Source organism: Flagellimonas yonaguniensis (genome assembly GCF_029193885.1).
Lineage (GTDB): Bacteria > Bacteroidota > Bacteroidia > Flavobacteriales > Flavobacteriaceae > Flagellimonas > Flagellimonas yonaguniensis.
This window is the reverse complement of sequence record NZ_JARFVB010000006.1, coordinates 78952-104083: the sequence shown is the minus strand read 5'-3', so window position 1 is coordinate 104083 and position 25132 is coordinate 78952. Positions and strand designations below refer to the sequence as shown.

At 42.8% G+C, this 25132-nt stretch carries 22 protein-coding genes; 19 read left to right on the top strand and 3 right to left on the bottom strand.

Annotation, left to right across the window (positions count from 1 at the left end):
* The first annotated feature begins 53 nt into the window (after nucleotides 1-53).
* The 4 genes from polA to PY092_RS11735 are packed head-to-tail and all read left to right on the top strand — an operon-like array spanning nucleotide 54 to nucleotide 4745.
* Complete coding sequence (gene polA, locus PY092_RS11750; RefSeq protein ID WP_275616003.1) at nucleotides 54-2888, top strand: DNA polymerase I; 2835 nt, start codon at nucleotides 54-56, stop codon at nucleotides 2886-2888.
* 47 nt (nucleotides 2889-2935) lie between these two features.
* Nucleotides 2936-3607 carry a hypothetical protein gene (locus tag PY092_RS11745; protein WP_275616002.1) on the top strand — a complete coding sequence of 224 codons (672 nt, stop codon included), beginning with the start codon at nucleotides 2936-2938 and terminating at the stop codon, nucleotides 3605-3607.
* 18 nt (nucleotides 3608-3625) lie between these two features.
* Nucleotides 3626-4444, top strand: a complete 819-nt coding sequence (locus PY092_RS11740; protein WP_275616001.1) for an NIPSNAP family protein — start codon at nucleotides 3626-3628, stop codon at nucleotides 4442-4444.
* 19 nt (nucleotides 4445-4463) lie between these two features.
* Nucleotides 4464-4745, top strand: coding sequence for a thioredoxin domain-containing protein (locus PY092_RS11735; RefSeq protein WP_275616000.1), 282 nt, complete (start codon nucleotides 4464-4466; stop codon nucleotides 4743-4745).
* Nucleotides 4746-4800: 55 nt separating this feature from the next.
* Here PY092_RS11735 and PY092_RS11730 read toward each other — a convergent pair whose 3' ends face one another.
* Nucleotides 4801-5364 (bottom strand): hypothetical protein, encoded by a 564-nt coding sequence (locus PY092_RS11730; RefSeq protein ID WP_275615999.1) that lies wholly within the window; start codon nucleotides 5362-5364, stop codon nucleotides 4801-4803.
* A 179-nt stretch (nucleotides 5365-5543) separates the two neighbouring features.
* On the opposite strand from PY092_RS11730, the gene PY092_RS11725 reads away from it, so the two are divergent.
* The gene (locus tag PY092_RS11725) at nucleotides 5544-6281 is read left to right on the top strand and encodes a sulfite exporter TauE/SafE family protein (RefSeq protein WP_275615998.1); all 738 of its coding nucleotides are present in this window, start codon (nucleotides 5544-5546) and stop codon (nucleotides 6279-6281) included.
* On the opposite strand, the gene PY092_RS11720 is transcribed toward PY092_RS11725, so the two are convergent.
* Nucleotides 6278-6724: a MarR family winged helix-turn-helix transcriptional regulator gene (locus tag PY092_RS11720; protein ID WP_275615997.1), complete on the bottom strand. Its 447-nt coding sequence runs from the start codon at nucleotides 6722-6724 to the stop codon at nucleotides 6278-6280. The genes PY092_RS11725 and PY092_RS11720 overlap by 4 nt on opposite strands.
* A gap of 178 nt (nucleotides 6725-6902) precedes the next feature.
* Here PY092_RS11720 and hppD point away from each other — a divergent pair, with 178 nt between their 5' ends.
* From hppD to hisC, 6 genes are all read left to right on the top strand, one after another.
* Nucleotides 6903-8036 (top strand): 4-hydroxyphenylpyruvate dioxygenase, encoded by a 1134-nt coding sequence (gene hppD / locus PY092_RS11715; RefSeq protein WP_275615996.1) that lies wholly within the window; start codon nucleotides 6903-6905, stop codon nucleotides 8034-8036.
* 80 nt (nucleotides 8037-8116) lie between these two features.
* Nucleotides 8117-9274: a homogentisate 1,2-dioxygenase gene (locus tag PY092_RS11710; protein WP_275615995.1), complete on the top strand. Its 1158-nt coding sequence runs from the start codon at nucleotides 8117-8119 to the stop codon at nucleotides 9272-9274.
* Nucleotides 9275-9461: 187 nt separating this feature from the next.
* Nucleotides 9462-10682, top strand: a complete 1221-nt coding sequence (gene fahA / locus PY092_RS11705; protein ID WP_275615994.1) for a fumarylacetoacetase — start codon at nucleotides 9462-9464, stop codon at nucleotides 10680-10682.
* A gap of 124 nt (nucleotides 10683-10806) precedes the next feature.
* Nucleotides 10807-11676: a flavin reductase family protein gene (locus PY092_RS11700; protein WP_275615993.1), complete on the top strand. Its 870-nt coding sequence runs from the start codon at nucleotides 10807-10809 to the stop codon at nucleotides 11674-11676.
* A 34-nt stretch (nucleotides 11677-11710) separates the two neighbouring features.
* A complete protein-coding gene (locus tag PY092_RS11695; RefSeq protein WP_275615992.1) occupies nucleotides 11711-12340 on the top strand; it encodes a DUF6624 domain-containing protein in 630 nt (209 codons plus the stop codon).
* A 23-nt stretch (nucleotides 12341-12363) separates the two neighbouring features.
* Nucleotides 12364-13464 carry a histidinol-phosphate transaminase gene (gene hisC / locus PY092_RS11690; RefSeq protein ID WP_275615991.1) on the top strand — a complete coding sequence of 367 codons (1101 nt, stop codon included), beginning with the start codon at nucleotides 12364-12366 and terminating at the stop codon, nucleotides 13462-13464.
* Nucleotides 13465-13719: 255 nt separating this feature from the next.
* On the opposite strand, the gene PY092_RS11685 is transcribed toward hisC, so the two are convergent.
* The gene (locus PY092_RS11685) at nucleotides 13720-16371 is read right to left on the bottom strand and encodes a DUF5916 domain-containing protein (protein WP_275615990.1); all 2652 of its coding nucleotides are present in this window, start codon (nucleotides 16369-16371) and stop codon (nucleotides 13720-13722) included.
* 248 nt (nucleotides 16372-16619) lie between these two features.
* On the opposite strand from PY092_RS11685, the gene rplM reads away from it, so the two are divergent.
* From rplM to asnS, 8 genes are all read left to right on the top strand, one after another.
* Nucleotides 16620-17075, top strand: a complete 456-nt coding sequence (gene rplM / locus PY092_RS11680; protein ID WP_275615989.1) for a 50S ribosomal protein L13 — start codon at nucleotides 16620-16622, stop codon at nucleotides 17073-17075.
* Nucleotides 17075-17461: a 30S ribosomal protein S9 gene (gene rpsI / locus PY092_RS11675; protein WP_275615988.1), complete on the top strand. Its 387-nt coding sequence runs from the start codon at nucleotides 17075-17077 to the stop codon at nucleotides 17459-17461. Before rplM ends, rpsI begins: the two co-directional genes overlap by 1 nt.
* A gap of 230 nt (nucleotides 17462-17691) precedes the next feature.
* Nucleotides 17692-18786, top strand: coding sequence for a 30S ribosomal protein S2 (gene rpsB / locus PY092_RS11670; protein ID WP_275615987.1), 1095 nt, complete (start codon nucleotides 17692-17694; stop codon nucleotides 18784-18786).
* Between the two features lie 79 nt (nucleotides 18787-18865).
* Nucleotides 18866-19690 carry a translation elongation factor Ts gene (gene tsf, locus PY092_RS11665; RefSeq protein ID WP_275615986.1) on the top strand — a complete coding sequence of 275 codons (825 nt, stop codon included), beginning with the start codon at nucleotides 18866-18868 and terminating at the stop codon, nucleotides 19688-19690.
* 131 nt (nucleotides 19691-19821) lie between these two features.
* Nucleotides 19822-20529, top strand: a complete 708-nt coding sequence (gene pyrH / locus PY092_RS11660; protein ID WP_275615985.1) for a UMP kinase — start codon at nucleotides 19822-19824, stop codon at nucleotides 20527-20529.
* Nucleotides 20530-20571: 42 nt separating this feature from the next.
* Nucleotides 20572-21126: a ribosome recycling factor gene (gene frr / locus PY092_RS11655; RefSeq protein ID WP_275615984.1), complete on the top strand. Its 555-nt coding sequence runs from the start codon at nucleotides 20572-20574 to the stop codon at nucleotides 21124-21126.
* Nucleotides 21127-21201: 75 nt separating this feature from the next.
* Complete coding sequence (locus tag PY092_RS11650; RefSeq protein ID WP_275615983.1) at nucleotides 21202-23604, top strand: efflux RND transporter permease subunit; 2403 nt, start codon at nucleotides 21202-21204, stop codon at nucleotides 23602-23604.
* 90 nt (nucleotides 23605-23694) lie between these two features.
* The gene (gene asnS, locus PY092_RS11645; RefSeq protein ID WP_275615982.1) at nucleotides 23695-25128 is read left to right on the top strand and encodes an asparagine--tRNA ligase; all 1434 of its coding nucleotides are present in this window, start codon (nucleotides 23695-23697) and stop codon (nucleotides 25126-25128) included.
* Nucleotides 25129-25132 lie beyond the last annotated feature (4 nt).

Genomic DNA, 25132 nt, shown 5'->3' with positions numbered 1-25132 from the left:
TTTGGGGTACCTCATATTGTTTATTGAACATTGATAATTGACAACCGAATAAAATGTCCGAACAAAAAAGACTCTTTCTTTTAGACGCCTACGCGCTTATTTTTCGTGGCTACTACGCCCTCATCAAAAATCCGAGAATCAACTCCAAGGGAATGGACACTTCCGCAATCATGGGTTTTGTGAATTCCCTTTTTGATGTGATCAAACGGGAGCAGCCCGACCATTTGGCCGTTGCTTTTGATAAAGGAGGCAGCGTGGAGCGAACCGAAATGTTCGAGGACTATAAAGCGAACCGGGACGAAACGCCGGATGCCATCCGAATCGCCGTTCCCTATATCCAACAAATTTTGGAAGCCATGAAGATTCCGATCGTGGAATTGGAGGGCTACGAAGCCGATGACCTTATCGGTACTGTGGCCAAACAGGCCGAAAAGGAGAACTACAAGGTTTTTATGGTAACGCCCGACAAAGATTTTGGTCAGTTGGTAAGCGAAAATATTTTTATGTACCGTCCTGCTCGAATGGGCAATGGCATTGAAATTTGGGGCATCCCTGAAGTGCAGAAACGTTTTGGCGTAAAACGTCCAGAACAGGTAATCGACTATTTGGGAATGATGGGCGACGCCAGCGACAACATTCCTGGACTTCCGGGTGTAGGCGACAAAACAGCCAAAAAATTCATTGATCAGTTCGACTCCATGGAGGGTCTTTTGGCCAACACCGATCAATTGAAGGGCAAAATGAAGGAGAAAGTGGAGGAGAATGCCGAACTGGGACGTCTATCCCGAAAACTGGCGGAGATCAAAATCGATTGCGATGTACAGTTCCACGCAGAGGATTATGAAATGTGTCCGCCGGATGCGGAAAAGGTCCAAGAAATTTTTGAGGAACTCGAATTCCGCAGGCTAAAGGACCAATTCATCAAAATATTTACGGGCGAGGCAGAAGCCAGCACCCAAGTGACAAATACCAAAACAGCCAAGGAAGAGGCCAAAGTGGCTGGCAGTGGTCAATTTACCCTATTTGGTGGAGATCCATCAGAAGCGGCAGCCACGATCAAGGATGTGAACAGCCGTATGACCATTGACGATGTGCCCCATTTTTATCAGAATGTGCAAGATGGTATGGGCATGGAACTCTTTTTGGAGATGCTGATGAAGCAACCTTCGGCCTGTTTTGATACCGAGACCACTTCCCTTAATCCGTTGGAAGCGGAACTGGTCGGGATTGCATTTAGTTGGTCTCCTGGCAAAGGATTCTATGTGCCCTTCCCCGATAATGAGAACGATGCTGCGCCTTTGATTGAAAAACTCCGGCCGTTTTTTGAATCCGAGGCCATTGAAAAGGTGGGACAAAATCTCAAGTACGACATCAAGGTAATGCAAAACTACGGCGTGGAGGTCAAGGGCAAGTTGTTCGATACCATGTTGGCCCACTACCTCATCAACCCCGATATGCGCCACAATATGGACGTACTTGCAGAAACGTACCTCAACTACACGCCCATTTCCATTACCGAACTTATCGGCAAAAAAGGCAAAAACCAGCTCAGTATGCGAGAGGTTCCTTTGGAAAAACAAACGGAATACGCGGTGGAGGATGCCGATGTTACTTTTCAGTTGGGACTGAAATTCACACCCGAACTCAAAGAGGCGCATACCGATAAGTTATTCGATGATATTGAGATTCCTCTTGTTCGTGTATTGGCAGATATGGAGTTGGAAGGCATTAATTTGGATAAAGAGTATTTAAATACCCTCTCGACTGCACTCGAGACAGACATTGCGGAATTGGAAAAGAAAATCTATGAAGATGCAGGCGAGGAATTCAACATTGCTTCTCCCAAACAGTTGGGGGAGATTCTTTTTGGCAAACTGAAATTGGTGGACAAACCGAAAAAGACCAAAACGGGTCAATTCTCCACTTCGGAAGATGTACTCTCCTATTTGGCAAAGGATCACAAGATCATTCAAAACGTATTGGACTACCGTGGATTGGCCAAACTAAAAAGCACCTATGTGGATGCCCTGCCCAACGAGGTTCAGGAAAAAACAGGTCGGGTACACACCGATTATATGCAGACCGTAGCCGCTACGGGCCGGTTGAGCAGCAATAACCCGAACTTGCAGAACATCCCTATCCGTACCGAGCGAGGAAGACAGGTGCGAAAGGCGTTTATCCCACGAGATGAAAACTATGTGCTATTGGCTGCGGATTACTCGCAGATAGAGTTGCGCATTATTGCCGCCTTGAGCGAGGAGGACACCATGATCTCCGCCTTTAAAAATGGCGAGGACATTCACGCTTCCACGGCATCAAAAGTATTTAATGTGCCGATTGATGAAGTGACCCGCGAGCAACGTAGCAATGCCAAAACGGTCAACTTTGGGATTATTTACGGGGTGTCGGCTTTTGGGTTGAGCAACCAAACGGATTTAAGCCGCTCCGAGGCCAAGGAATTGATTGATACCTATTACAAAACTTATCCCAAACTGCGCAATTATATGAGCGAGCAAGTGGATTTTGCCCGTGAGCATGGGTATGTGCAAACGGTATTGGGCCGTCGCCGATATCTCAAAGATATCAATGCGGGCAACCAAGTGGTACGCGGTGCTGCGGAACGCAACGCCGTGAACGCCCCCATTCAAGGAAGTGCTGCGGATATCATTAAAATTGCGATGATCAACATCCATAAAAAGCTTTCTGAAGGAAAATACAAGACCAAGATGTTATTGCAGGTGCACGATGAACTGGTGTTCGATTGCTACAAGCCCGAACTGGATGAGATGAAAGAACTCATTAAATCCGAAATGGAGCACGCTTACGAGTTATCCGTACCCTTGGATGTGGAAGTGGGTATTGGCGAGAATTGGTTGGAGGCGCATTAAGTTTTGGACAACAAGAATTATTACTATAACATGAAGTTCTTCGATTTATGAAAAAAATCCTTTTATGCATTTTATTTCTGAATGCAAATGCATTTGGACAAAGTTCCGATAAAATTGAATCTCAAGAGGACACTCTTTTTGTTTCAAATTATCCCGAAGGAATCTATTTAACTAAAGAAGACTTCATTAAAAAAACACCAAGCCCAACTATAGAAGTTTATCCTGTTAGTTTATATGGCAGAGAAGAACTTCCCAAAATAATGAAAGCACACAACTGTTATTTTTTTGACAGGAGCAATTCTAAAAAAGTTAAAAATGCATTTGCAGTTTCATATGAGGGTGGATTATATTTTCAAATCAAAGCAATTTTAAAGAATCGAAACAAAGAAGATAGGGCTCAAAATTCAAATCATGCCAATTCATTTGTGAGAATAATTATCGGTGGTGGAAATTATCTATACACAGAGGCTGAATTAGTAAATAAATGGGCTGCTGGAGCCGCTGCTAATTTTGGTGCTGCTGGAGCAATGGCCTCTCAAGACCTCATTAATGGAAAAGGCATTGTTTGGGATTTTAAAAACAGTGAATTCAATATTTTCAAATCCTGTAAAGACTTCAATGATTTCATTAAGGATAAATTAGATTCGGCAGTACAAAATTGTAATGAGCACCAACCAGATATGCTTGAAGTTAGAAGAGCAATTTCATTGGTCAAATAAAAAACAAGCAGTTATTAAATGAAAACCATCAAACTCCTCTTGCTTTTGGTCGCATTGGCCATAGCAAGCTGCGGCAATCCAACCCCCGAAACAAAGGAAAGCACCGAAACACCTGAAACCACAAAAGATCAGCGGGAATTTTATCAACTCAAAATCTACTCCATGAGCTCCGAAGAGCAAGTGGCCACGGTGGATGCATATCTCAAAAATGCATTTATGCCCGCCGTAAAAAAACAGGGTATCGACAAAGTCGGGGTGTTCAAATCACGTTCTTCCGAAACCGATACGGTCCAAAAAACCTTTGTTCTGCTACCCTTTGAGAGTTTAGAGCAATTCCAAGAACTGGACACCAAGGTTTTAAAAGATTCAACATATACTGCGGCAGGCACCGCTTATATCGATGCGAATTATGACAATCCCCCTTATGATCGCATCCAATCCATTTTATTGCAGGCCTTCCCAGATATGCCACAAATGGAAACCCCTGATTTGAACAGTCCAAGGTCGGAACGGGTGTACGAACTGCGTAGCTACGAGTCTTCCACGGAAAAGCATTATCGCAATAAAGTGGATATGTTCAATGCCGGTGGCGAAATCCCACTTTTTGACCGTTTGGACTTTCAGGCCGTCTTTTATGGCGAGGTACTTTCAGGCGCTAACATGCCCAACCTAATGTACATGACCACCCATGCTGATATGGACACCAGAAACGAGCATTGGGATGCCTTCGTGAATGCTCCCGAGTGGAAAGAACTCATCGCCATGCCCAAGTACAAGAACAATATGTCACATATAGATATGTGGTTCCTCTACCCTACCGAATATTCGGATTATTGAACACGCAATAAAAACATAAATGATAGAACTGATTTATTTTACGGGAAAGACCTGTGGTGTCTGCAAAGTTTTAAAGCCAAAACTGCTCGAGGCAGTGCAGGAAAACTTTCCGAACGTGAGCATCCGGGTGGTGGATGTGGAGGAGGAAGTGGAATTTACCGGGCAGTCCATGGTGTTCACCTTACCTGTGGTCATCATCAAAATGGATAACAAGGAAATGTACCGCTTTGCCCGAAGCTTTTCAGTATATGAGGTACTGGATAAATTGAAGCGATTGAGTGGAGAACAAGCTAATTCCTAAAAATTAAAAAAGGCACCGATCGGTGCCTTTTTCATTCCTTTTCATAGCATCATATTCAATTGCCAAAACTATTGGCCAATCGTGGTTTTTGACTTTTGCTCCCCATAAACAAATCCGTAAGCGGTTTAAAGTGTCGCTTCCACTGGTAGGGAGCAAAGTCAAACCACAATTTAACTTCGGGGGCGTTGCCTTCTTCCACCGTAAAACCATCCTCGATTTGAAAATCCAAGCGGTTGAACGAGTTGGCAGATTCGGCCACCCCATCTTGGTAGACAAACTGGTTGCCCCATCCTGCCATATAAAAGCGTAATGCTGTGTATCTACCATCAGGCAATGTGAGTACGCTCTTGGAACGTATGAAGTTACCAGAAGCAATACCCTTTAGGGTAACCGGGTTCTGACCAGGAAAATCTATTATAAAGTGTTCATTACCCTTCTCGTCCAATGCGGAGAACTTGGTAATGTTCAGGGACATTTCGGAAACATGGAGTGTTGTGGCAGCTTCATTTTTCAAAATAAGTTCGGCCCCTTTGTTCGGTGTGTCATACCAATCTGCCATTACACCTGGGGTGTAAGGAGCTGTTGACCATATCGTTGGATAAAAATTCATCTTCTTCATAGCAATTGTACATCTAAAGTTATACGGGTACAAAGTTGCGGTAGTTTTCTTACCCTGACGTCTATTGTATTATCCACTTTATATGCTCTATTAACACAAAAAGACTTATTTAAGATTTTTTAGGTTAAAATGACACAAAATCAACTTTAATATAATATACAGCAGTATCTTTCCATTGCATGAAAGTGAATTACATCTTTCTCCTATTGGCATTGGTCGCGGAAATCATCGGGACCATTGGTGGGTTTGGCTCTTCAGTATTTTTTGTGCCCTTGGGCAACTTTTATTTTGATTTCTACTCCGTCCTCGGTATGACGGCCATTTTTCACTTGTCCAGTAACTTGAGTAAAATATTTCTGTTCAAAAAAGGGTTGGATAAAAAACTACTGCTCTACATCGGAGTTCCATCTGTACTATTCGTGATCGTCGGTGGTTTTTTGTCCAAAGTGGTCAACAGTAGTGCGCTCGAAATTGTGTTGGGTATTTTTCTTGTGGTCTTTAGCCTGTTGTTTCTCATCAAAAGTGAAATCATAGTGCTTCCCAATAAAAAGAATTCCGTTATCGGAGGTGCCTTATCGGGTTTCTCCGCAGGGCTTTTGGGTACGGGCGGTGCCATTCGTGGACTTACCATGGCTGCCTTCAACTTGGAGAAAAGTGCCTTTATCGCCACCTCGGCCTTTATTGATTTTATGATTGATTTTTCCAGAACCTTCGTATACTATGGCAATGGATATATTGGCAAACAAGAACTGACCTATCTGCCCTTTTTGTTTGCGATTGGATTGGTCGGCACCTATTTGGGCAAAAGAATACTGCATTACATCCCACAGGAAAAATTTAGAAAAATCAGCTTGATTTTGATTCTCTTGATTGGGTTGGTAACCATAGCCAAGTTGACTTTTGACCATTGGGGCTAGTCATCCTCATAGTTCTCCCCGATTTTGTCCAAGACCTTTAAAAAGGTTTCAAATTCCGATGCACCCACATCTTTAACGGCAAGTTTCCGCAAAGCCAGGGCACTGGGCAGGGTAATATCGAGGATTTTCTGTCCTTTTGGAGTGAGTTCCAATTTAAAACGCTTTTGATCCCCTTCAAATCGGGTCTTGGAAATCCAACCTTTGCGTTCCAATCCACCTATTACGCGAGAGGTGGTGGCTCGGTTTCGAAAGTTTTCATTTACAATGTCCCGTTGACTTGCATCATCTCCCAATTGATGGATTTGATAGAGAATCACCCATTGCTCAATGGTCGTTTCCACTCCAAGTTCATCAAACTTACGTAAATAAGCCTTTTGAATCTTACGGAGCACCAAATCCAAATGGAACCCCATCCCCTGTATTTCATCGAGACGGTTGAGCATTTGCTTTAAGAATAGCCACAAAAATAGGGATTCCGATTTTGTTCATTGTAAACTGTCTATCACAGTGTCGATTTTAACTCAAATTTCAGTTGACAAAATCGCTTTCGTATCTCAAATTTATTATTTTTGTTGTTGATGCAACAAAATAGAACTGAACAATAAAAAAACAGCATAAATCATGGAGACATCAACACTTCCAAAAAACACAAATACTTCCGAAGATTTCATGCCCATCAACGGGACCGACTACGTGGAATTATACGTGGGCAATTCCAAACAGGCAGCACATTACTACAAATCCGCCTTTGGATTCCAATCCTATGCCCAAGCAGGTCTTGAAACCGGACTTAAGGACCGTGAAAGCTACGTAGTGGTTCAGGACAAAATCCGATTGGTACTTACTTCACCCCTTAAAAGTGGAACTGAAATCGGCAAACACATCGATAAGCATGGTGATGGTGTCAAAGTTGTCGCCCTATGGGTGGATGACGCTACAATAGCTTACAACAATGCCATGGAACGTGGTGCCAAATCCTATATGGAACCACAAGTTGAAGAAGACAAAGATGGCCAAGTGGTCCGTGCCGGAATTTACACCTATGGGGAAACAGTTCATATTTTCGTGGAGCGCAAGGACTATAACGGAACATTCCTTCCTGGCTTCAAAAAATGGGAAACTCCCGACTACAATCCAGAGCCCACAGGCCTAAAGTTTGTGGACCATATGGTCGGCAATGTTGGTTGGAACAAAATGAACCATTGGGTTAAATTTTACGAAGATGTATTAGGCTTTAAAAACATACTTTCTTTTGACGACAAGGATATTTCCACCGAATACACTGCTTTGATGAGCAAGGTAATGAGCAATGGAAATGGAAGAATCAAATTTCCGATAAACGAGCCAGCTGAAGGCCAGAAAAAATCACAAGTAGAGGAATACTTGGATTTTTATGAAGATGAAGGGGTACAGCACATTGCCGTGGCCACGGACAATATCATCCAAACCGTCCGCGACCTTAGAAGTCGTGGTGTGGAGTTCCTACGTGTTCCAGCAACCTACTACGATGCAGTTACCGACCGCGTAGGGAAAATTGACGAGGACATTGCTCCATTGAAGGAATTGGGCATCTTGGTGGACCGTGACGATGAAGGGTATTTGTTGCAAATCTTTACCAAGCCCGTGGAACCAAGACCAACGATGTTCTTTGAAATCATCCAAAGAAAAGGTGCTCAGTCGTTTGGAAAAGGTAACTTTAAAGCATTGTTCGAAGCCATAGAGCGTGAGCAAGAGCTTCGTGGTACATTGCATTAAAAATTGTAAATTATAAGTGTTGAGTTTTGAGCACTGATTTAGAGCGCATCACTTAACACTTATCTCTTAAAACCAAAGCAATGCCTATCTATCATAAACTCGGGAAAATTCCGCAAAAACGGCATACCCAATTCGAGAAACCTGATGGTGGACTCTATTACGAGCAGCTTTTTGGTACTATCGGATTTGATGGGATGTCCTCACTGTCCTACCATGTTCATCGACCTACTCAGGTCAAAGAAATTGGAGAAGCGTTGGATGTGAGTCCAAAGATTGCGGTAGAAAAAAATATCGCCAGCCGAAAGTTTATCGGTTTTGATGTAGCTCCCAAAGATGATTTCTTGGAATCTCGCGAACCCTTATTGGTAAACAATGACGTTCACGTGGGATTGGCAGCACCCAGAAAATCCGTTACGGAATATTTCTATAAAAATGCCGATGCGGACGAAATGCTCTTTATCCATAAAGGGTCGGGAACCCTGAAAACCTTTTTAGGGAACATTCCTTTTGAATATGGGGATTACCTCATCATTCCCCGAGGAATGATCTATCAAATTGAATTTGATACAGAGGACAACCGTATTTTGTATGCTGAGTCCTTCCACCCCATTTATACCCCAAAACGATATCGGAATTGGTTCGGACAACTTTTGGAGCACTCTCCCTTTTGTGAGCGTGACTATAAATTGCCGCAAGACCTTCAAACTTTTGATGAAAAAGGCGAGTTTTTGATGAAAATCAAAAAGCAGGGTATGTTGCACCAATTGGTTTATGCCACTCATCCTTTTGATGTAGTGGGTTGGGATGGGTACAACTATCCATACGGATTTTCCATTCATAATTTTGAACCGATCACGGGACGTGTGCACCAACCGCCTCCAGTTCATCAAACTTTTGAGACGGGTGCTTTTGTGGTGTGTTCGTTCTGCCCGAGATTGTATGATTATCACCCAAAAGCGATTCCTGCACCCTACAATCACTCCAATATAGATTCGGATGAGGTGCTGTACTATGTCGATGGAGATTTTATGAGTCGTACAGGAATTGGACCAGGTTATATTTCATTGCACCCAGCGGGTATTCCCCACGGACCGCACCCTGGCACTTATAAGGCAAGTATCGGCAAAAAGGGCACTGAGGAATTGGCAGTGATGATCGATACCTTTAAGCCTCTTCAAGTAACAGAGAATGCCCTCAAAATAGATGATGGCAAATATTACAAATCTTGGTTGGAGTAAGTCAACAAAGTTGTCATTCCGCACGGATGCTGGGCGGAGTCGAGAAATGAAGACTATAAATCGCTCTCGACTGCGCTCGAGCTGACAAAATAAGATTACAATTGGATGCTGAGCGTAGCCGAAGCATCATGCCAATAGAATTACAGATTGATTCCCGTTTTCACGGGAATGACATATAACTTACTATATGATCATAGAAATACCTGAAAATTCAGATTTTTCAATTCACAATATTCCTTTCGGAATATTTTCCACACAGGAAAGAAGCCCACGAGTGGGCGTTGCTGTTGGGGAACATATTTTGGATTTGGCCGCCGTGGCCGAGTTGGATGTGTTCGACTTCAACACGGCATTGCTGGAAAAAGACACCTTGAACGATTTTATCTCTCTCGGGAAAGAAATCACTGCACGGGTCCGTAAAAAGATTCAATATTGGCTGAAAGACGATAATTCCGTTTTGGCCGGAAAACCCGAACTTTTCGTGAAGCAGTCCGAGGCCCAAATGCACATGCCCGTAGCGGTCGGGGACTATACCGATTTTTATTCCAGCTTGGAGCACGCCACCAATGTAGGTAAAATGTTCCGCGACCCCGAAAATGCCCTTTTGCCCAATTGGAAACACATTCCTGTGGGGTATCACGGTAGGGCGAGTTCCATTATTGTGAGTGGAGAGCCCATTCATCGTCCTAAAGGACAGACAATGCCCAATGGAGCTAAATCGCCTGCTTTTGGACCAACAAAACGTTTGGATTTTGAACTGGAAATAGGATTCATCTGCGGAAAGGACACCCAATTGGGCGAATCCGTTTCCACAAAAGATGCTGAAGATTACATTTTCGGTTTAGTCCTTTTCAATGATTGGTCGGCCCGTGATATTCAAAAGTGGGAGTATGTGCCACTCGGACCGTTCTTGGCCAAAAATTTTGCTTCGTCCATTTCCCCATGGGTGGTGACTTTGGAAGCTTTGGAGCCCTTCAGGATAAGTGGCCCCAAACAAGAGCCCGAAGTATTGCCTTATCTGCAATATAAAGGGGAAAAGAATTATGACATCAACCTAGAAGTCGATATCCAACCAGAACAAGGTGAAGAAACCACAGTTTGCTTTAGCAACTTCAAACATATGTATTGGAACATGGCCCAGCAATTGGCACATCATACCGTCAACGGATGCAATATCAACATTGGGGATATGGTGGCCTCCGGAACTATTTCAGGTAAGGAAGAAAACAGTTTTGGCTCTATGTTGGAATTATCCTGGGGCGGCACAAAACCCATCATACTAAAAGATGGAATTGAACGAAAATTCATTGATGATGGTGACACGGTAAAGATGCGCGGTTACGCACAAAATGGCGATATTAGAGTCGGATTTGGCGAAGTGTCCACTAAAGTGTTGCCTGCTAAATAATTTTGGTAGCTGAGCGGAGTCGATGCAACTTGACCATTAAAATGTGGCTTCGACTCCGCTCAGCCACCTAGACAAAAAATGAATAGATATTCCTGCCTTCGCAGGAATGACAAAAATAAACTTAATGATCAAAACCATAGACCCAACCACCATACCTCAACCAGAACTGTACAGTATTCTATCGACAGCTGTGGCGCCGAGGCCAATTTGCTTTGCAAGTACAGTGGATGCAAAAGGCAATGTGAATCTGAGCCCGTTCAGTTTTTTCAATGTCTTCAGTTCCAATCCCCCCGTGATGGTGTTTTCCCCGACGAGAAGCGGTAGGGACAATTCTTTAAAACATACGCATCAAAATGTGGTGGAAGTACCCGAAGTGGTCATCAATGTGGTGAACCACAAAATGGCGGAGCAGATGTCACTGTCCAGTACGGCTTACGATAAAGGAGTGAACGAATTCGTGAAAGCAGGTTTTACTGAAGTTCCCAGCGTAAAAGTAAAACCCCCACGTGTGGGCGAAGCCCCCGTATCGTTCGAATGCACAGTTTTGGAAGTGGTCGAAATTGCACAGACCCCTGGAGCAGGAAACTTGATAATCGCCCAGGTGGATATGATCCATATCAGCGATGAATACTTAACGGATGATGTACTAGATACCGAAAAATTGGATTTGGTGGGCCGCATGGGCGGCAATTGGTACATCCGAGCCATTAAAGAATCCCTGTTCGAGATTCCGAAGCCCATTCGCACCCACGGTATTGGAGTGGATGCATTGCCCAAGGGCATACGTGAAAGCGATGTGCTCACGGGAAACAATTTAGGCCGATTGGGGAATTTGGAAAGTGTTCCCTCTACGGCAGATATCAAATCGATAATAGCCAATGAAAGTATACAAAATGCCTCTAAAACCGAACTGCATACCTTGGCCAAACAGCTATTGGAAAATGGTGATACGGAAAAGGCGATGGCTCTGCTACTTTATGGAGAAAGTTTATAAAAATCAGTAGATGTAATCCAAATTACTTTAAACCATGAGAATCACAATTTTGATGATTTTATTGATTTCAATTTGTTCTTGTGCAAAGAGTTCCAAAGAATACAATGAATTAAAAGAGCAAATTGAACTAGGTCTTGACAGAGATCAAGAAATTAGGGAAAAGTTCATGGAAAAATATCAAAAAACAGGAAATATAGATTTGGAATTAAACCAGAGAATGGGGCAAATTGATTCTATTAATCAGATATATGCTTTTAGATTTCTTGAAAAATATGGATACCCAATATATTCAGAAGATGGCAAGAAGATATGCAAAGGCATCTTTTATATACTTCAACACAGTGACCAAAAACATATGAAAAAGTATGTTGGCGAATTAAAAGAAGCTGCTTTTAAAGGGGAGGCCTCACTAACTCACTATGCACTTATGAAAGATAGAATTCTTAAGAATGATGGTAAAAAACAGGTTTACGGCAGTCAGATAAGCTCATATAAAGATGAGAATGGTCATGTAACCAACAACTTCTTTGTTTGGCCAATAAAAGACCCGACTAAAGTAGATAGCCTTAGAAAAGTAATGGGATTCAAAACTACTATAGCTGAATACTCAAAACAAATGAATGCAGCTTATAGCGCAGACGAAACGTTGCCAACACATAACTGATTCGATCAACATTCAAAGAAAGCATGAAAAAAGACATAACATCCATTTTCAAGGCCCATTTAGTGCCCAAAGAAGTATACAAAGGCGGAAAAAACATTCCCCCAACCGATAAAAAAATATACAAACTATCCTCCAACGAAAATCCTTTGGGTGCCTCGCCCAAAGCCGTTGCTGCCATGAAAGCGGCCTTGGATGACATCAACATTTACCCTGACCAGACCGATATTCGTTTGCGTGAGGCGCTGGTCAAAGATTTTGATGGACAATTGACCGCCGACCAATTTTTCTGCGGCAATGGCGGATCCGAGGTTATTGATATGCTGCTTCGGGCTTTTATCAACGAAGGGGATGAAGTGATTTTTTCCAATCCCTGTTTTCTGCCCTACTCCGTTTTTTCCCGATGGTATGGTGCCCATCAGGTGGATATCCCACTCTTAACACCCAATTATGAGTTGGATGTGGAAGGCATATTGAATGCCATCAACGAGAAAACCAAGGTCATTTTCTTGACCAGTCCCAACAATCCTACGGGCACTTACATTCCAAAATCCGTGATGGACGATTTTATGGCTCGTGTCCCTAAAAATATTCTCGTGGTATTTGATGAAGTCTATCGCCATTTTGCCGATGCCAACGATTATGTTACGGCATTGCCCTATGTTTTAGAAGGACACAATATGATCGGGCTCAACAGTTTTTCCAAAACCTACGGATTGGCAGGGCAACGCATCGGGTACGGTTACACCACAACCACAATTGCCAACTATATACGCTTGATACACAAACCCTTCTTACTACCGTTGACTTCCATTGAGGCTGCTATTGGGGCTTTGAACGATACAGAATTCATCGAAGCAACCGTGAAAACCGTTTTGGAGGGCAGAAAATATATTACCAAAGCATTTGATGAATTAGGTATAAAATATTGGCCAAGTCAAGCTAACTTTTTTATCATAGACCCACCGTTGCCCGAAATGGAATTCACGGATAAAATGATGGAAGAGGGAATCATGGTGCGACCTGTTTCACAATTTGGCGCACCTGGAAAAGTACGCATCACCATAGGTAATGCAGAGGCTAATGAAGCACTCGTTAAGGCCTTAAGGAAAATAATGGATATGTAAGGCTTCGGTTCCCCTTAAAATTCAAATCATTATGAGGGCCTGAAACAGGTTCAGGTTGACGAGAAAAAAGATTCTTCGCATTGCTCAGAATGACACTTCAGTGTTTATCCCGTCATGCTGAATTTATTTCAGCATCTCATCTAATTCTTACTTCAAAACCTGATGAGATTCCGCATCATGCTTCGACTACGCTCAGCATCCGTACGGAAGAAGATTCAATCTTCAAAGACATCTCGACTGCGCTCGATGTGACATTTATAGCACAAACCGGTACGTAGCCTTCAACAAAAAGATGTTTTGCGGCTTTTGCCCAAAAATATTATCTCCCAAGCTGGAGAGCAACCCGTTGGTAGGATCGCCATCTCTCGAGACATCCTGTGACCAGACCAAGAATATCTCGGAACCTGGAATGTACTCCCATCGGATGACCAAATTGGAGCGGAACTGCACAAAAGAAAAATCGGGGTCGTCAAAACTAAAATCGGTCACACCATCCAAATCTTCATCAATGGTGTAAGTGCTATCGGACAATGTAGTCTGTTCGTCCGTGTACTGCACAAATCTATCATCAAATGTTTTGGCTACTGGGTCCGTGATATGTTTAAAATTGGAGTAGCGTCCGCGAGAAATAAACGGTTGCCCCCAATACTGAATGGTCAGGTTGGGGTTGATAGTATAATTCAAGCGAAACGACATGCTCAGGGTTCGTTGATTGATTTCCCCGTTCAGGTAACGTGGTGATCCATTGACATCATCAAAATTATCAATGAACTGCAATTTGTCATGATTGATTTGTAAAGACGGAAAAGCGGAAATACGTAGGGCATTTATGGGCTGATACACAAAACCTCCTTCCATGTAATAGGTCTTTATCGAATTGTCCAAAGCCTTTCTTCCATTGTGAAAAAACGAGAATCGCAATTTTTTCCTGTTATCGGTATTGATGCTGTTCCAAAAACTCATCCATGGGGATTGTCGCAACCTTGGCCCTCCACGTAAGGCAAAATTGGAATACTCGATGGGCGCAAAATTGAATCCTATATTGGTTCGGTAATTGTTTTTCCAGTTTTGCCAGCTATTGGTATTGAACTGCAAATAATTGTGGTTACCTTGAAAATCCCAAGCCGTCCAATGGTTATAATTGATACCCACCCGCCTAAAGGTACTGTCGGGTTTCAGGGTTTGATACCCAATCCAAGTATAATGCCGCACATCATCGGCCTGGCGCTGAAAACCAATATCGTTGAGTTCCAATTCCGGTGAACGCCATGTGGCTCCTGATTCAAACTTCCAATGGCCATTGCCTATTTTCCCTATTTGAACATTACCCCCAGTTCCTGTCAATGATGTTCTTGTGGTATCCACTGCAACATGCTCCGCCCCCACCCTATTGAATAAATGTGTAATGGATTCTTGGGTGTTGGTAATGGCATCTTCACTCCCCTGAACGTGGCTCATGGTAAGGTTACCCCCAACATACCAATCACGATTGGCCCATTGGTGCTTGAAATCCAAACCGCCCGTGTAAGCTGCATCATGTAAAAAACTGAGTTGCTCGGGAATTTGCTCGCGATTGGTCGCCGTGAAAATACCGCCGATATAGGAATTCCTTTGATTGAAATCCTTTTGTAACCTTCCCACAAAATAATTGGTCAGGGGCTCTACCATTTCCTTTCGGGAATCCCCATTACCGTTTAGTATGGTAGCGGTTCGCTGAGCCGTCACACTTTCGAGAACACCTATGGCCCATCCATCCTTGGTCTTTCCACTGAATTTTGCAGCACCAATGATCGGGGTATTGTCGGGCTGGTCAACAAATTCATCATCCGTAGTGTCTGGATAACCTTGCGGACTCCTGCCAATTCTTCTCGAATAAAATATATTATCGGAGCCAAAGGTGTTTCCCGCCTCGGATTGCGAAACCCTGAAATCGAAGATATTCTTGTTCTCCACAAAAAACGGTCGTCTTTCTTGGAAAAAAATCTGAAACCCATCCAACGCAATGGCCGACGGGTCAGCATCCACCTGACCAAAATCAGGGTTGACGGTCAAATCCAAGGTAAGGTCGTTGGTAATGCCAATCTTGGCATCAAGTCCAGCTGTTATGTTGTTTTCGCTCCCATCCCTGAATGGATTACCCTCTTCGGCTTCGTAGGTTTCGGTCTTTGCAACTGTGTAGGGCTGAATCTCCAACTGCTTTTGTGGCTGAATGTTCTTTAACCCGTGCAGCTCCCCAAATTCGCTTACCCATCCAGGTTGATCCACTGGTTTACGCTGCCAAACGGAACGTTCTTCGTTCCTAAAAAATCTTCTGGTGGATTGAAAGCCCCATACTTGCTCTTCGGCACTACCAAATTTTAGCTGACTTAAAGGTATACGCAATTCGGCTGTCCATCCTTCATCATCCACATGTGCTTTGGCATACCAAATGGGATTCCAACTTTCGTCCCAATTGTTCCCGTTATTGGATATGAACTCATCCCCTTTGACCCCTGCTGCGGTAATGGTAAAAGAAAAGGCGGTACGCTTATCAAAATAACTATCAATGTTGAACTCAACCCAGTCTCCCTCAAAACCGTCCCTCCGCGACAATCTTTTCACAATCTTATCGGGTTCCGTATCATAACAGCGTACACCTATATATAGGTTCTTGCTATCATACAATATCTTGAATTTGGTTTGATGGGTGGGTGGTGTGTTCTCGTCGGGCTGCCATTCAATATACTCCCCACCCCATTCCACAAGGTTCCAGGCCTCATCTTCCAAAATACCGTTAATGCTCGGAACTGCATACTCGCCCAAGGCTTGTGTGGTATATTTCTTTTTGATAATGACTTCGGTAGAATCTTGTGCTTGAGCTGAATAAATGAAAAATAGGGTCAGGAAAACCAGTGCTGCGTTTCTCACTTGATTGTTTTTTGATTAGATGGATATGATAAAGACCCGTGAAAATGTGACGAGTTACAGTTGCTGATTTTTTTTAATCTTTTTTTAACACTTATCGAACTACTTTGCAACCGTTTTTAAGACGCAAAGATTCAATTCTAAAAAAGTAAAAAAATATTCCCGACCAACCGTTTGTAATTCAATCTAATAATTGTACATTTGCAGCCCGTTAATCGGGATAGGTTATTTAAATCAATAATATTCGAGAAGTGGACACATTAAGTTATAAAACTATTTCCGCCAATAAATCTACTGTTGACAAGCAATGGTTATTGGTTGATGCTGAAGGACAGACCTTGGGAAGATTGGCGTCTAAAGTAGCCAAAATACTTAGAGGGAAATACAAGACCAACTTTACCCCCCATGTTGATTGTGGAGACAATGTTATTGTCATCAATGCTGAAAAAATCGACATGTCCGGCAACAAGTGGGATGACAAGGAATATCAAAGATATACTGGATATCCAGGTGGACAACGTTCCGCTTCTGCGAAAGAAGTATTGGAAAAGCATCCTGAGCGCATTATCGAAAGCTCCGTAAAAGGAATGCTCCCAAAAAATAAACTTGGTGCTGACTTGTTCAGAAACCTTAAGGTTTATGCTGGGGCTGAGCACGGACAGGAAGCGCAAAAACCAAAAGCAATAAACTTAAACGACTACAAATAATGGAAGTGGTTCATAAGATAGGTAGAAGAAAAACAGCTGTGGCCAGAGTTTATGTTTCCGAAGGATCAGGAAACATCACAGTAAACAAAAGAGATCTTAACGATTACTTTACCACTGGTACATTGCAGTACAAAGTAAAACAACCTTTCACTTTAACTGAAACAGAAGGTAACTACGACGTAAAAGTAAATGTTTACGGTGGTGGTATTACCGGTCAAGCAGAAGCTGTTCGTTTGGCTTTGTCAAGAGCTATGTGCGAAATAGACGCAGAGAACAGAGCTGTTCTTAAGCCAGAAGGTTTGTTGACAAGAGACCCAAGGATGGTGGAAAGAAAGAAATTCGGTCAGAAGAAAGCCCGTAAGAAATTCCAATTCTCCAAACGTTAATATATTCTGGATGCCTTTGGCATTCAACTATAGATAAGTTCATTGAAAACCCTGAAACTATGCCATATATTTTCAGGGTTAAATTTTTAACCAAGTTGTCGTTGTTCCAAAAGGGATAAACAATTCAACTTTTTGGAAACTAGTTTAGCATCTAAATGGGCTGGGCGAACAAAATTTTGTGACCACCAGTGCATTGCTACTTACAACGGAACGTAAACTAAGTACAAAAAATGGCAAGTAAAATTGAAGTAAAAGACTTACTGGAAGCAGGTGTGCATTTCGGACACCTTACTAGAAAGTGGAACCCGAACATGGCTCCCTACATCTACATGGAGCGTAATGGGATTCACGTGATCAATCTCTACAAAACGGTTGCAAAACTTGACGAGGCCAATGAAGCCCTTAAAAAGATTGCTGCCTCAGGAAGAAAAATCCTTTTTGTAGCCACAAAAAAACAAGCAAAGGACATTGTAGCGGACAAAGTATCCAAAGTAAACATGCCTTACATCACTGAAAGGTGGCCAGGTGGTATGTTGACCAACTTTGTGACCATTCGTAAAGCTGTCAAAAAAATGGCAGCTATCGACCGCATGAAGAAAGACGGTACGTTCAACACACTTTCAAAGAAGGAAAGATTGCAAGTTGACCGTTTGCGTGCCAAATTGGAGAAAAACTTGGGCTCCATCGCCGACATGACCCGTTTGCCAGGTGCACTATTTATCGTAGACACCATGCGTGAACACATTGCCGTAAAAGAAGCCCAAAAGTTGAATATTCCAATTTTCGCCATGGTCGATACCAACTCCGATCCTCGTGATGTTGATTATGCCATCCCATCCAACGACGATGCAGGTAAATCCATCGAAGCAATTTTGGAATCCGTAACAAGTGCTGTTGCCGAAGGTTTGGAAGAGCGCAAGAGCGAGAAAAACAACGGAAAAGACAAAGAAAAGGAAGAAGCTAAAGCTGCCAAAACAGAAGAAGCTCCAAAGAAAGAAGAAAAAGCCGCTGAAGAAAAGCCAGCCAAAAAAGCTGAAGCTGCTCCTAAAAAAGAAACCAAAGAAGAAGCAAAGCCTGAAGACCTTACCAAAATCGAAGGTGTAGGACCAAAAGCCGCTGAAGCCTTGGTAGCCAACGGAGTTAAAACTTACGCTGAACTTGCTGAAGCAGATGCTGAAAAAATCAAGGAAATCCTTACAGAGGCAAGTTCAACTTTAGCTCACTTGGATCCTACATCTTGGCCAAAACAAGCTAAAATGGCTGCTGATGGAAAATGGGACGAACTTAAAGAATGGCAAGACAACGTAAAAGGTGGTGTTGAATAAACTCACTGATTTAACATTGTCCTAAACAAAAACACTTTCATAGTGTTTTACTTTACATAAAATTTAAAAAGAAAAGAAAATGGCAAAGATTACCGCCGCAGAAGTAAATAAATTAAGAAAGGCCACTGGAGCTGGAATGATGGATTGCAAAAAAGCTTTGGTCGAAGCAGAAGGCGATTTTGATAAAGCAGTGGAAATCCTTAGGAAAAAAGGACAAAAAGTCGCTGCAAAAAGAGCTGACAGAGAATCTTCAGAAGGTGCAGCCATCGCAAAAGTAAATGGAGATAGTACCCAAGGTGCGGTTATCTCTTTGAACTGCGAAACAGACTTTGTTGCCAAGAACGACAGCTTTGTGAAACTAGCCAATGATTTGGCCGATTTGGCACTTGGTTTCGACAGCAAAGATGATTTCCTTGCCGCTTCCTTTGATGGAATGACCGTTGCCGATAAATTAACCGAGCAAACTGGTGTCATCGGTGAGAAAATCGAAATCGGAAGCTTTGAAAAATTGAACGCTCCGTTCGTGGGCTCATACATCCACGCTGGCAACAAAATTGCCACTTTGGTAGGCCTGTCCGCCAATGTGGACGGTGCTGCCGAAGCTGCAAAGGATGTAGCCATGCAAGCTGCCGCAATGAATCCCGTAGCCTTGAACGAGGACGGTGTTGACCAATCCATCATCGACAAGGAAATCGAGATTGCAAAGGACCAATTGCGTCAAGAAGGCAAGCCAGAAGAAATGTTGGATAAGATCGCTCAAGGTAAATTGAAGCGTTTCTTCAAAGACAATACTTTGGTAAACCAGGATTTCATCAAAGACAACAAGCAAAGTGTTGCCCAATACGTTAAATCCGTAGATTCCAGTTTGGAAGTTACTGGTTTCAGCAGAGTGGCACTTGGTTAATTACCATAACAATACTTTTAAAAAACCGCCTCCCGAAAGAGGCGGTTTTTTTATACCCATACCAATCCCAAAATTCTTCATTTCCCATAAATAATTTTGATTATTTTTGTCCGGACTTCAAGAAACTCTCAATGCATTACAAAAGAATTTTATTAAAGTTAAGTGGAGAAGCCCTAATGGGCGAACAACAATATGGTATTGATGCCAAGCGATTGGATGAATACGCCGAGGAGATAAAATCCGTAATGGAAAAGGGTGTTGAAGTTGCCATCGTAATTGGCGGGGGAAACATTTTCAGAGGCCTTGCAGGTGCCAGTCAAGGCATGGACCGAGTACAAGGAGATCACATGGGCATGTTGGCCACGGTAATCAACGGTTTGGCATTACAAAGTGCCCTTGAACTCAAAGGTGTGCAAACTCGATTACAATCAGCCATTAAAATCAATGAAGTAGCAGAACCCTTCATCAGAAGAAGAGCCATTCGTCATTTGGAAAAAGGAAGAGTGGTCATTTTTGGAGGTGGAACGGGAAATCCATATTTCACTACGGATTCCGCTGCAGTTTTGAGGGCCATCGAAATAAAGGCGGATGTAATTTTAAAAGGAACCCGTGTAGATGGTATTTACACATCCGACCCCGAAAAAGATAAGAATGCCACTAAATTCGATTCCATTTCCTTTAACGAAGTGCTTTCCAAAGGACTAAAAGTAATGGACACCACCGCATTTACATTGAGCCAAGAAAACGAGTTGCCCATTGTAGTCTTTGATATGAACACTAAAGGCAACTTAATGAAAATAGTTTCAGGAGAAAATATAGGAACGGTGGTCAATGTCTAAGTGGGCATAAACTTTGGTTTCAATTTTATAAATTTGAAGGTTATGAGCGAAGAAGTAAAATTTATTCTCGATAGTACGAAAGAAAGTATGGATGCAAGTATCGAACACTTGCAAAAAGCGTTGACCAAAATCAGGGCAGGTAAAGCCAGCCCCATGATGCTCTCCACGGTTATGGTGGATTATTATGGTTCGCAAACCCCACTTTCCCAAGTATCCAATATCAATACGCCCGATGCCCGAACCATCTCCGTCCAGCCATGGGAAAAAAGCATGTTGACCGAGATAGAAACAGCCATCATGAACGCCAATTTGGGCTTCAACCCCATGAACAATGGTGAGATGGTGATCATCAACGTACCCCCATTGACCGAAGAAAGAAGGCTACAACTGGCTAAACAAGCAAAGTCTGAGGCCGAAGACGCCAAAGTAAGTATCCGTAGCGCAAGACAAGACGCCAACAAGGAACTCAAGGCCTTGGATATTTCCGAAGACTTATTGAGCAACGCTGAAGTTGATGTCCAAGAACTGACCAATACTTATGGCGATAAAGTGGATGCCATCCTATCCGCAAAAGAGGCCGAGATCATGAAGGTGTAAAACTTGGATTTTGCACTACCTCTTTTCTAGGAACACAACATATCATTTTCTACCTTTGCGCCCAACAAAAATCACATGGTAGCAAAGCTTACTAAAGGATTTTGGCCCAAGGTCGCAAGAATCATACTCCGTAATAGAATCCTTATTCTTTTAGCGGTTGCTGGTTTTACCGTTTTTTTGGCTTTACAATGGAAAAACATGCAATTTTCCAATACCGAAGCCAATATTCTACCTAACGACCATCCCGCAAGCATACAATACAACGCCTTTACCAAAATTTTTGGCGAAGAAGGCAACGCCATAGTCTTGGCCATTAGGGATTCCGCTTTGTTTACCCCTAAAAATTTCAATCGGTGGAACACGCTGAGCAAACAACTCGATGCCTTCCCCGAGGTTGATTATGTAATTTCCCTTGAGAATCTGAAAGAGCTCATAAAGGACAGCGACACCCAGACCTTCTCCATGGAGCCTTTGATATCGTCCGCTCCGCAAACCAAACAAGAAATAGATTCCCTTACCAATCATCTGTTCAAGGAGCTTCCTTTTTACGACAATTTGGTGTACAACCCTAAGAGCGGCACCATTCAAACCGTGGTCTATCTGGATAAGGACATTATGAACACGGAAGTGAGAAACCAGTTCATTCTAAACGACCTTGGGGAACTTGTGGCCGATTTTGAAGAGGAAACACAAATGGATGTCCGGGTTTCGGGAATGCCCTATATCAGAACTTGGAACACAAAATCAATTATTGATGAAATCGGCCTTTTTATCGTAGGTGCATTACTTGTCACTTCCCTCATCTTCTTCTTTTTCTTTAGAAGCTTTAGGGCCACTTTCATCTCCATGTGCGTAGTGATCATTGGGGTAATGTGGGCCTTTGGAATACTTGGACTTTTGCAATACGAAATCACGATTCTCACTGCACTGATTCCACCATTGATCATCGTAATCGGAATTCCCAACTGTATTTTCCTCATCAATAAATATCAGCAAGAAGTAAAAAAGCACGGAAACCAGGCTTTATCCTTACAACGGGTCATCTCCAAAATCGGAAATGCCACTTTGATGACCAATATTACCACGGCTTCAGGTTTTGCCACCTTCATCATTTTGGATAGCGACCTGCTCAAGGAATTTGGTATCGTAGCTTCTATCAATATCGTCGGGATATTCATTCTTTCCCTTTTGATCATCCCTATCGTTTATAGCTTTATGCCACTTCCCAAGACGAAGCACTTAAAGCACTTGAACAAAAAGTGGATGGACATTTTTGTGAACTGGATGGAAAACATGGTTCGGAACCATAGAATTGCCGTGTACATTACCACTGTGGCTGTTTTGGTTTTGAGCATAATTGGAATCTACCAAATGCGGATTACAGGAAGTCGAATTGAAGACCTCCCGAAAAAAAGCCACTTTTATAAGGATATCCAATTTTTTGAAGCAGAGTTTGATGGCATCATGCCCATGGAAATCGTGGTGGACACCAAACGTAAAAATGGGGCGACCAAACCTGCCACCCTGAAACGCATGGACCGATTGGGTGCTGTAATTGATGAAATACCGGAATTATCCCGACCCATTTCCATTGTTGATTTGGTAAAATATTCCAAACAAGCTTTTTACAACGGAATACCCAAATACTATCAACTACCCACTAGTCAAGAGAATACCTTCATCATGAATGCTGTTCAAAAATCATCGACTGAAGGGACCAATGAGCTGTTGCAGAGTTTTGTGGACAGCACTGGGCAAACTGCACGTTTGACCACTTATATGCGCGATGTGAAAATCGACCGTATGGAAGAAATCGAACAAGACGTACAACAGGCCATCACAAAAGAATTTCCAGCGGATCGGTTCAATGTTTTCATGACGGGAAAAGCATTACTGTTCTTAAAAGGCACAAAGTATCTGGTCAAAAACCTCTTATTATCGCTCGCTCTGGCGATTGGGCTGATCTCTTTATTCATGGCATACCTGTTCCGTTCCTTCAGAATGGTTATCATATCACTGGTCCCCAACCTACTCCCATTGGTTATTACCGCCGGGGTTATGGGCTTTTTGGGCGTTCCCATAAAACCTTCCACTATTCTGGTGTTTAGTATTGCCTTTGGTATTTCGGTAGACGATACTATTCACTTTTTGGCCAAGTACCGACAAGAACTGGCCACACACCGTTGGCACATAAAACGATCTGTTTATGCTGCTTTGCGGGAAACGGGGGTAAGTATGTTCTATACCTCCATTGTCCTGTTCTTCGGATTTTCTGTTTTCATTATTTCTGATTTTGGAGGGACCAAAGCATTGGGAGGATTGGTATCGGCAACCTTGCTGTTCGCTATGCTATCCAATCTGATATTATTGCCATCTCTGTTACTTTCTTTGGAAAGAAGCATTGCCAACAAAGAAGTGCTTAAAAAGCCCCAAATCGACATTTTACCCAAGGACGAGGACAACCTCAAGGACAAATAGTGGTTGCAAGGGCCATAAATTAGGCCATTCCATTGCCATCGTTTTTTATCAAAAAGCTATCTTTACCAACTAAATTACGATAGTTTTAGAATGATGTCTTATTCCATAAAAGAATTGCTAGAAAAGCAACCCGTAGGAGATTCCGTTGAAGTAAATGGATGGGTAAAAACATTTAGAAGTAACCGATTTATCGCCTTGAACGATGGTTCCACCATACATAACCTACAATGTGTCGTGGATTTTGAAAAATTGGACGAAGCATTGCTCAAACAAATTTCTAGCGGGGCAGCCCTAAAGATAACAGGGACTTTGGAAGAAAGCCAAGGAAGGGGACAAAGTGTGGAAATACAAGCTACCGACATATTTGTGCATGGTACCGCCGACCCTGAGACCTACCCCATTCAACCCAAAAAACATTCGTTGGAGTTTTTAAGGGAAAAGGCACATCTTAGAGTAAGAACCAACACTTTTTCCGCAGTAATGCGGGTTAGATCGGTACTTTCGTTTGCCGTTCACAGCTATTTTCAGCAGAACGGATTTTACTATATGCACGCCCCAATCATTACCGGTTCGGATGCCGAGGGTGCGGGCGAAATGTTCCGTGTATCCACATTGGATGCCAAGAAACCACCTCTAAATGATTTGGGTGAAGTGGATTATTCCGAAGACTTTTTTGGAAAGGAGACCAATCTGACCGTATCGGGACAATTGGAAGCCGAGACCTACGCCATGGGATTGGGCAAAGTCTACACCTTTGGACCCACCTTTAGAGCCGAGAACTCCAACACATCACGCCACTTGGCGGAATTCTGGATGATCGAGCCCGAAATGGCCTTCTATGATTTGGACGCAAACATGGACCTGGCCGAAGATTTCATCAAGTATATCATTCAGTATGTACTGGACCATTGTCAGGACGATTTACAGTTCTTAGAGAAGCGTTTGCTGGACGAGGAAAAGACCAAACCTCAGAACGAACGTTCCGAAATGGCCTTGATAGAAAAACTAAAGTTTGTTGTTGATAACAATTTCAAAAGGGTATCTTACACAGAGGCCATTGACATATTGAAGAACAGCAAACCGAACAAAAAGAAGAAGTTCCAATTCCCGATTGATGAATGGGGAGCGGACCTACAGAGTGAGCACGAACGCTTCTTGGTGGAAAAGCACTTTAAGTGTCCTGTGATTCTTTTTGATTATCCCGCAAACATCAAGGCATTTTACATGCGATTGAACGAAGACGGCAAAACCGTACGTGCCATGGATGTACTTTTCCCGGGCATCGGGGAAATCGTGGGAGGTTCCCAAAGAGAAGAACGATTGGATGTACTGGAACAGAAAATCAAAGAACTGGATATCGATGCCAAAGAGCTTTGGTGGTATCTGGACCTGAGAAAGTTCGGTACTGCAGTGCACAGTGGTTTTGGACTAGGTTTTGAGCGCATGGTCCAATTTACCACGGGAATGGGCAACATCAGAGATGTAATTCCATACCCCAGAACACCGCAGAATGCCGAGTTTTGATTTG

What these genes read in the sequence shown, in the direction of transcription:
- PY092_RS11745 (WP_275616002.1), top strand. Translation starts at nt 2,936, where the DNA reads ATGAAAAAAATCCTTTTATGCATTTTATTTCTGAATGCAAATGCATTT.
- pyrH (WP_275615985.1), top strand. Translation starts at nt 19,822, where the DNA reads ATGCATTACAAAAGAATTTTATTAAAGTTAAGTGGAGAAGCCCTAATG.
- PY092_RS11730 (WP_275615999.1), bottom strand. Translation starts at nt 5,364, where the DNA reads ATGAAGAAGATGAATTTTTATCCAACGATATGGTCAACAGCTCCTTAC.
- PY092_RS11710 (WP_275615995.1), top strand. Translation starts at nt 8,117, where the DNA reads ATGCCTATCTATCATAAACTCGGGAAAATTCCGCAAAAACGGCATACC.
- PY092_RS11650 (WP_275615983.1), top strand. Translation starts at nt 21,202, where the DNA reads ATGGTAGCAAAGCTTACTAAAGGATTTTGGCCCAAGGTCGCAAGAATC.
- PY092_RS11725 (WP_275615998.1), top strand. Translation starts at nt 5,544, where the DNA reads ATGAAAGTGAATTACATCTTTCTCCTATTGGCATTGGTCGCGGAAATC.
- frr (WP_275615984.1), top strand. Translation starts at nt 20,572, where the DNA reads ATGAGCGAAGAAGTAAAATTTATTCTCGATAGTACGAAAGAAAGTATG.
- tsf (WP_275615986.1), top strand. Translation starts at nt 18,866, where the DNA reads ATGGCAAAGATTACCGCCGCAGAAGTAAATAAATTAAGAAAGGCCACT.
- hppD (WP_275615996.1), top strand. Translation starts at nt 6,903, where the DNA reads ATGGAGACATCAACACTTCCAAAAAACACAAATACTTCCGAAGATTTC.
- PY092_RS11740 (WP_275616001.1), top strand. Translation starts at nt 3,626, where the DNA reads ATGAAAACCATCAAACTCCTCTTGCTTTTGGTCGCATTGGCCATAGCA.
- PY092_RS11700 (WP_275615993.1), top strand. Translation starts at nt 10,807, where the DNA reads ATGATCAAAACCATAGACCCAACCACCATACCTCAACCAGAACTGTAC.
- PY092_RS11720 (WP_275615997.1), bottom strand. Translation starts at nt 6,724, where the DNA reads ATGCTCAACCGTCTCGATGAAATACAGGGGATGGGGTTCCATTTGGAT.
- polA (WP_275616003.1), top strand. Translation starts at nt 54, where the DNA reads ATGTCCGAACAAAAAAGACTCTTTCTTTTAGACGCCTACGCGCTTATT.
- fahA (WP_275615994.1), top strand. Translation starts at nt 9,462, where the DNA reads ATGATCATAGAAATACCTGAAAATTCAGATTTTTCAATTCACAATATT.
- rpsI (WP_275615988.1), top strand. Translation starts at nt 17,075, where the DNA reads ATGGAAGTGGTTCATAAGATAGGTAGAAGAAAAACAGCTGTGGCCAGA.
- hisC (WP_275615991.1), top strand. Translation starts at nt 12,364, where the DNA reads ATGAAAAAAGACATAACATCCATTTTCAAGGCCCATTTAGTGCCCAAA.
- PY092_RS11695 (WP_275615992.1), top strand. Translation starts at nt 11,711, where the DNA reads ATGAGAATCACAATTTTGATGATTTTATTGATTTCAATTTGTTCTTGT.
- rpsB (WP_275615987.1), top strand. Translation starts at nt 17,692, where the DNA reads ATGGCAAGTAAAATTGAAGTAAAAGACTTACTGGAAGCAGGTGTGCAT.
- PY092_RS11735 (WP_275616000.1), top strand. Translation starts at nt 4,464, where the DNA reads ATGATAGAACTGATTTATTTTACGGGAAAGACCTGTGGTGTCTGCAAA.
- asnS (WP_275615982.1), top strand. Translation starts at nt 23,695, where the DNA reads ATGATGTCTTATTCCATAAAAGAATTGCTAGAAAAGCAACCCGTAGGA.